Raw genomic sequence first — 1,099 nt, 5'->3', positions numbered from 1 at the left:
CTGAAAGCTGAGATCGAAGCCCGTGTCGCGCGCCTGTTCAGATGGCACATCGATCCCGCGCCGCTTGGCTTGTGGATCGACAGGATTGACGAGCGCGGAAGGTCACTGGCAACGGAGGTGCCGGCGAGCATCTTCTACCATCTGGTGACGGCATTGATGCAGTATCTGGACAAGACCGCGGGCCAAGTCGAACCTTTCCCGCTTCCTGCTTCGGACGTGAGCAAGACGGGTTTGAGGCAGGTACTGGGTCGCTCCTGATGCGACGATCCTGAGATACGGTGTTCGTGCCGAACCGTGGTTGGCGAAGGTCGTCTGCACCGAACCTTGACGACCGCAGATATCGGCTCCTGGCGCGGCCGCTAAGGCACAGCCTTGGCCGCGCGCACCGGCAACGCTCGCTTTCCCCCGGTCGTCGGCCGCCGTGAGGCTGCCGGTGCTGCCAGGAGTTCCGAGGCAATGAATATGAGGTTCTCGCCGTTGACGAGGCTGTCGATCTTCCTTCCGCTCAAAAGCGAGTAGACGAAAGTGAGGCAGCCTCGGCCGGGAAACATAAAGTCGTGTGGTTCCACGATGATGCACGGCACATGCTTGAGGACCTTGCCGCAGTCTCGCGTTGCCTCCAGCTCCGCGCCTTCAATGTCCATCTTAAGCATCAGCAATTTCGCCTTGGGCAGTCTGGCAAGAAGGCCCCGTAAGGTGACCGACGGCACGCCTTCTCCGTCTGCCACGCCCCGTGCCCACGATGGGCGCTCGCTGTTGACAAGTGCAACTTCGCCCTCGTGGCACCAGAGTGCGCCGTAAACAGACATGATCCGCTCTAGACCGGCGCAGTTCGAGAGTAAGACTTCATGCGTTTGGCGATCCGGTTCGATGGCCATCACCACAGCATCAGGATACTGGTCTCTGAGGAAAATCGACGAGTAGCCAACGTTAGCGCCGGCATCCACGATAACGGGTATGATCCCCCTCCGTCTCCATCCTGCCGCGAGCCGGTTGAGCGCGCTCTGTCCACCCTTTCCAATTTCATATTCGCCGTGCCCAAAAATTTGTGACATGACAAACAAGTCGCTGTCGGTAGGCCTGATCAGCAATTCATGAT

The 1,099-nt window shown here is 59.3% G+C and carries 2 protein-coding genes; one reads left to right on the top strand and one right to left on the bottom strand.

The window, feature by feature from the left end; translation table 11 throughout:
* A partial coding sequence (locus tag EOA22_RS34715; protein WP_206521504.1) for an AGE family epimerase/isomerase occupies positions 1 to 258 on the top strand: 258 nt, incomplete at its 5' end.
* Between the two features lie 101 nt (positions 259 to 359).
* On the opposite strand, the gene EOA22_RS34710 is transcribed toward EOA22_RS34715, so the two are convergent.
* On the bottom strand, positions 360 to 1,099 hold a 740-nt coding region (locus EOA22_RS34710), incomplete at its 5' end, for an FkbM family methyltransferase (protein ID WP_127390671.1).

Source organism: Mesorhizobium sp. M7A.F.Ca.US.014.04.1.1, assembly GCF_003998745.1.
Taxonomy (GTDB): domain Bacteria; phylum Pseudomonadota; class Alphaproteobacteria; order Rhizobiales; family Rhizobiaceae; genus Mesorhizobium; species Mesorhizobium ciceri.
Note: the sequence above shows the minus strand (reverse complement) of the source record. Positions and strands in the feature narration are given on the sequence as shown.